This is a genomic window from Terriglobales bacterium, assembly GCA_035543055.1.
GTDB lineage: Bacteria > Acidobacteriota > Terriglobia > Terriglobales > Acidobacteriaceae > JAIQFD01.
The window spans coordinates 1-5,837 of the sequence record DATKKJ010000159.1; the positions used below are offsets into that span (position 1 = coordinate 1).

At 63.7% G+C, this 5,837-nt stretch carries 4 protein-coding genes; 1 reads left to right on the forward strand and 3 read right to left on the reverse strand.

The features are described from left to right. The 3 genes from VMS96_10720 to VMS96_10730 all read right to left on the reverse strand — a co-directional run. Nucleotides 1-520, reverse strand: a 520-nt coding sequence (locus VMS96_10720) for a TolC family protein (GenBank protein ID HVP43897.1), incomplete at its 3' end; no start/stop codon positions are given. Further along, nucleotides 517-3,633 (reverse strand): efflux RND transporter permease subunit, encoded by a 3,117-nt coding sequence (locus VMS96_10725; protein ID HVP43898.1) that lies wholly within the window; start codon nucleotides 3,631-3,633, stop codon nucleotides 517-519. The genes VMS96_10720 and VMS96_10725, both read right to left, overlap by 4 nt. Then, a complete protein-coding gene (locus VMS96_10730) occupies nucleotides 3,630-4,754 on the reverse strand; it encodes an efflux RND transporter periplasmic adaptor subunit (GenBank protein HVP43899.1) in 1,125 nt (374 codons plus the stop codon). The genes VMS96_10725 and VMS96_10730 overlap by 4 nt, the downstream gene beginning before the upstream one ends. A 69-nt stretch (nucleotides 4,755-4,823) precedes the next feature. On the opposite strand from VMS96_10730, the gene VMS96_10735 reads away from it, so the two are divergent. Then, nucleotides 4,824-5,453: a TetR/AcrR family transcriptional regulator gene (locus VMS96_10735; GenBank protein ID HVP43900.1), complete on the forward strand. Its 630-nt coding sequence runs from the start codon at nucleotides 4,824-4,826 to the stop codon at nucleotides 5,451-5,453. Nucleotides 5,454-5,837 lie beyond the last annotated feature (384 nt).

Consider the following 5,837-nt stretch of genomic DNA (forward strand, 5'->3'; position numbering starts at 1 on the left):
CCGCCCGTTCGCCTTCGCGGGCTCCGGATGCCTGGGCGGTTGCCGCCTCCGCCTCCAGATGGCGGCCACCGAACAAATCGATCTCCCAGCGGGCTGCCAGTCCACCACTGAAGGCGTTACCGGCCGGGGCAATCAGCTCAACACCTTGGGGCCCAGGTGCCGCGAAAACCCGGTTGATGCTTCGCTCTCGGCCGCCGTTGGCGTTGAACTCCACGGTGGGGTAAAGCGCCGATTCGGCCACCGTGACCATCTGCCGGGCCTCCCGCACCCTGGCCTTGGCGATGCGCAGGTCCTGGTTGGCGCCGATGGCGCCGGCGATCAGTTCATCCAGCACCGGGTCGCCGAATCCATGCCACCAGGACGCCAGATCCGCCCGGTTGGTCACTACATCGGCCGCTTGCCCGTGCTGCCAATCGGCTACGCTGGGCAGATGCAGATTCGGGTCGACTCGGGTCGGGGTGCAGGCCGCCAAGGCGAGGGCTACGACGCCCCCTACGAAGCCAGTCAATTTTCCGTTCATCGGGCATCTCCTGTGTCATGAGAAAACGCGTGTTGCAACTCGGCCTCCTCCGGCGAAGCGTCCCGCGCCTCGACCCGCTTCACCTTGAACCAGGCCGCGTAGAGCGCCGGCAGGAAGAACACCGTCAAGGCCGTGGCGACGATGAGCCCGCCCATGATGGTGATGGCCTGGGGACCGAAGAAGTCGTTGCGCGATAGGGGAATCATCGCCAGTACCGCGGCCGCCGCCGTCAACAGGATGGGCCGGAAGCGGCGCACCGTGGATTCGACGATGGCGTCATAGGTGCTGAGTCCCGCCTTTTCGTCCTGCTGGATCTGGTCCACCAGGATCACCGAGTTGCGCATGATCATGCCCGCCAACGCGAGGATGCCCAGCAGAGCCACAAACCCGAAGGGCGCACCGAACAGCAGCAGGGCGAAGGCGGCGCCGATCACACCGAGTGGCGCGGTGAGGAAGACCAGGAAGGCCTGGGCCAGGTTCTGCAACTGCAGCATCAGCAGCACGAAGGTCGCGATCAGCACCAGGGGAATCCACACGAAGATGGACTTCTGCGCGATCCCGGCATTCTCCTTGGCGGCACCGGTCTCGATGAAATAGCCGGGCGGCAGTTCGGCCTGAAGTGCAGCCAGCTTCGGGATAATTTCCGTTGCCACATCCGGCGCCTGCACGCCGTCGGTGATGTCTGCGCGCACCGAGATGGCCGAATAGCGGTCGCGGCGCCAGCGGATGCCGTCCTCGAATACGGTCTCCAGCCGGGCCAGTTGCGACAGCGGCACGGCTTTGCCGTTGCCGGTCTGTACCGACACGTCGGGCAACTGGTCCGCCGAAGCGCGTTGCTGCTGCTGGGAGCGCCAGACGATGTCGATGAGTTCGTTGCCCTCCCGCAACTGTCCCACGGGGAGACCCGAGTAATGGCCGCGCAGGGCCTGGGCCAGGCTCAGGGAGCTGACGCCCAACGCCCTTGCCTTGTCCTGGTCCAGCTTCAGACGCAGTGACGGCAGGCGTTCGTCCCAGTCGTCGTTCACGTCTACCGTGTGCGGGTTGGCCCGGACGACAGCCTTCACCCGATCGGCAATGCGGCGCACCTCCGAAGGGTCTTCGCCCAGTACCCGGAACAGCACCGGGTATTCCTGGGGCGGGCCCACGTCCAGGCGCATGATGCGGCCGCGGACCTGCGGAAAATCGGTCTGGAACACCTGCCGTAAGCGGTGCAGCACCCGTTCGCGGGCGGCTTTGTCGCGGGTCATGACCATAGTCTGGGCCAGATTGGAATGATTCAATTGCTGGGTGATGAGCAGGAAGAAGCGCGGGCTCCCGCCGCCCACATAGGTGGCGTAGTGGACCACATCGTCGTCCTTGGCAAGGACGGTTTCCAGATCACGGGCGGCGGCCTCGGTTTCGGCGAAGGAACTTCCTTCCGGCAGCCACAGGTCCACCATGAGTTCCGGCCGGCTCGACAGCGGAAAGAACTGTTGGGGCACCTGGCTCATGGCGACGATGCCCAGCCCAAACAGTGCGACCGTCAGGGCGATCACCGTGCGGCGGTGATCGACACACCCGCGCACCCAGCGCCGCAGCCGGCGGTAAAAAGTCGTGTCGAAATGCTCGCCGCCGGCTTCGCCACCCGGGTGACTCTTGAGCATCCAGTAGCCCAGGTATGGCGTGAAGATCACCGCGCCGACCCAGGACAGCAGCAGCGAGATGCCCACCACCTGAAAGATGGCCACGGTGTACTCGCCCGCCGAGGAGCGGGCCAGCCCCACCGGCAGGAAGCCGGCGATGGTGATGAGGGTGCCGGTCAGCATGGGAAAGGCCGTGGCGCCATAGGCGTAGGTGGCGGCGCGAATGCGGTCCCAGCCCTCGTCCAGCTTGCGGGCCATCATCTCGATGGCGATCATGGCATCGTCCACCAACAGCCCCAGGGCGAGAATCAAAGCGCCCAGGGAGATGCGCTGTAGGTTGATGCCGAACACCAGCATGCACAGCAGGGTTCCCGCCAGCACCAGGGGCACGGTCAGTGCCACCACGGAGCCGGCGCGCCAGCCCAGACTGAGGAAGCTCACCAGCAGCACCGTCCCCAGGGCTTCGAAGAAGGTCTGCAGGAACTCGCCGATGGCCCGCTTCACCACTTTGGGTTGGTCGGCCACCTGCTCGATGGTAGCGCCGACCGGCAATTCCGCCTGAATGCGGGCCATCTCCGCCTGGAGGGCCTTGCCCATGGCCAGCACGTCGCCGGTCTTGTTCATGGTGATGCCCAGCCCGACCACCTCCTTGCCGTTGAAGCGCATCTTGAATTCGGCCGGCTCCTCGTAGCCCCGCCGCACCGTCGCCACGTCGCCGATCCTGATGGACGTGCCGTTGACCCGGACGGCCAGGTTCGTCACCTCGTCCACGGTCGCCAGGCTCCCGGTGATCCGGATGGGCAGATTACGTCCGGGTTCCTCCACTTGACCCGCGGTTGCCAGGGCGTTCTGGCTGCGCAAGGCCTCGCCGATCTGTGCGGCGCTGAAGCCCAGCTCGGCGAGCTGCTTGTCGGAGAATTCCACGAAGATCTTCTCGTCCTGGGTGCCGATGAGATCGACTTTCTCCACATCCGGTACCCGGAGGAAGCGCTGGCGGGCCGATTCCGCCAAGTCCTTCAGCTCGGCGTAGCCGAAACCTTCGCCGGAAAAGGCGTAGATGACGCTGTAGGTGTCGCCGAATTCGTCGTTGAAGAAGGGGCCGATGACGCCCGGCGGAAGCCTAAAGCCGATATCGCCGACCTTCTTCCGCGCCTGATACCAGAGATCGGGGATTTCATCGGCCGGAATGTCCTCGCGGGCATTGATGAAGATCACCGATTCGCCCGGCTTGGAATAGCTGCGCAGATAATCGAGATCAGGAAGTTCCTGGAGTTTTTTCTCCAACCGATCGGTGACCTGCTCCTCTACCTCCGCGGCGGTGGCGCCGGGATAGATAGTCTTGACCACCATGACGCGGAAGGTGAACTGCGGATCTTCGCCCTGGCCGATGAGGAAATAGGCCACGACGCCCCCGAGGACGAGCAGGACCATCAGCATTCCGGTGAAGGCGCGGTGCCGCAGCGCCCAGGCGGTGAGATTGAAGTCGTTCATGGCTGAATCCCGTTGCTGGTGGCGAGGACGCGCACGGCCTGGCCTTCAATGAGCCGCTGCACGCCCGCGCTGACGACGGTTTGGCCGGGCGCGACGCCGGCCACCTCGATGCGTTCGCCGTCCAGCGGGGCACCCAGAGTCACCGGAGTCGACCGGACGGTGTCGGCGTCGACCACCCAGACCTTAGACTGCTTCGGGTCGTCGTGGGAGGTGAAGACCGCCGAGCGGGGAATGACCGGACCAGCGGGCTCGGTGGTCGTTAGCCAAACCGTAGCCGTCATGCCCAGCAGCCCCTGATCGCGGCCATCCAACAGTGCGACTTTCACGCGGTAAGTCCGGGTCGCGGGATCGGCGGCGGGCGCCACTTCGCGGATGCTCCCGCGAAACCGCCGCTCGCCCTGGGACCACAGCGAAACCTCGACCACCTGCCCTGGCGCGATGTCGCCGACGCGTTGCTCGGGGACATGGAGGGTCACTTCCTTTTCGTCCAGCTGGGCCAGTCGCGCCACCGGCTGCCCCGCAGCGATAACGTCGCCCGCCTCGACGCTGAAAGCGGCGATGACGCCGTCGCGCTCCGCCGCAAGCTCGGAATAGCGCAGCTGGTTCACGGTTTGCGCCAGCTGGGCTTCGAGGGCGGCCACCTTTTCTTTCGCCGCCGTGTAAGCCGTCTGGCGCCGGTCGAATTCCGGCGGGGCGATGATGTTCTGATCCAGCAGCTCTCGGTAACGGGCCAGGTCGGCACGGGTGAACTCGTATTCGGCCCTGGCGGCGGCCAGCTGCGCCTTCAGATTCTGAGTGGCAAGCCGGTAGTCATTGGCGTCCAAGCGGGTGATGACCTGCCCCTTGCGGACCCGGTCCCCCACCTCCACCAGTCGGGCTTCCAATTTACCGGCAACGCGGAACGCCAGCGCGGTTTCCCGCCGGGCGGTAACCTCGCCCGCGAACCCGGCGGTGGGATGGGCAGCGGCTTCCCCCACGCGGATGACGCGCACCGGGCGGGGCAGGGCCGAATTTTCCGGCGGCGTGGAGCAGCCGGCCAGCAGCAAGAGCATCAACAGGATGGGAACGGGCGCCGGTTGGAATAGCTGCGCCGAGCGGACGATGAATTGGAGTTTGATCATGGCGACACCATTAGTTATACTGTACCGTAAAGTAAGTATACACAACTTTACTGGACGATCAAGTAAACTATGAGCGAGTCACCAAAATCCAAGTTGGGCCGGCCTCGCGACCCTGAGCGTTTGCGTCGGGTCCTCGAGGCGGCGGAACAGCTTTTTCTGGAACAGGGCTTTGAGCGGACCAGTGTGGAAGCGGTCGCCAAGGCGTCGGAAGTGTCGAAGATGACGATCTATTCCTACTTCCCAACCAAGAAGGCATTGTTCGAAGCCACGATTGTTCGGCGCGTCGATGCCGCGTTTGATTTCCAGAGCGATGCGGAACTGCCTCCCTCCGATCCTCGCAAGGGGTTGACCATCATCGGCCGCCACTTCCTGGCGCTGATTCGCGTTGACGAAGTGATCTGCAAGCAGCGCGTTCTGTATGCGGAGGCCGGTGTGCAGCAGGACGCCTGCAGCGCCTTTTTCCAGCAGGGGCCACTCAACATTGTGGCACGCGTGCGCGCTTACTTGGACAGCGCCGTGGCGACAGGCAGCCTGGTGTTCCACGATACCGAAGCCGGGGCGGACCAGTTTCTCTCGTTGTTTCTTGGCACCGCCCATATCAAAGTCATGCTGGGCCTAGGCAAGCCAACGCCGGAAGAGGACGAGCGTCTTTTGGAGCGGAACGTGGAAATGATGATGAGGGCCTACGGGAGAAGCTGAAGACTTCCGAAACGGCTATGCGTCTTTCCGCTTCTTAACCACAACACTAGCTGCCAACGACAAGTGGTGACCGGCGGGTGTGTGGGGTGGAACAGCCGTTCCATTGACCACCTCGCCGGTAGCTTGACGGGCCGGAAATGGCCGGTCTAAGTCAGTCAATTGAAGGCAAGACTGTGGGGGGAATTAACATCGAGTTCGGCCGGTCATTCACCCTGACCTGATCCGTTTTATCGCTGGACATTTCCGGAAATAGCTATTGAAATTCTCGTAGTACCGTTGAAACAAAACTTTTGGCGGTCGTCCATCCTTCACCTCTCTTTGTACGAAAAAGGACTCCTAATGCGAACGACAAAGAGTTGATCGACGTCCTGGCTGAAAGGACCC

Bases quoted from the DNA above. Each gene is read 5' to 3' on its own strand.
- VMS96_10725 (HVP43898.1), bottom strand. From the start codon at position 3,633: ATGAACGACTTCAATCTCACCGCCTGGGCGCTGCGGCACCGCGCCTTC.
- VMS96_10730 (HVP43899.1), bottom strand. From the start codon at position 4,754: ATGATCAAACTCCAATTCATCGTCCGCTCGGCGCAGCTATTCCAACCG.
- VMS96_10735 (HVP43900.1), top strand. From the start codon at position 4,824: ATGAGCGAGTCACCAAAATCCAAGTTGGGCCGGCCTCGCGACCCTGAG.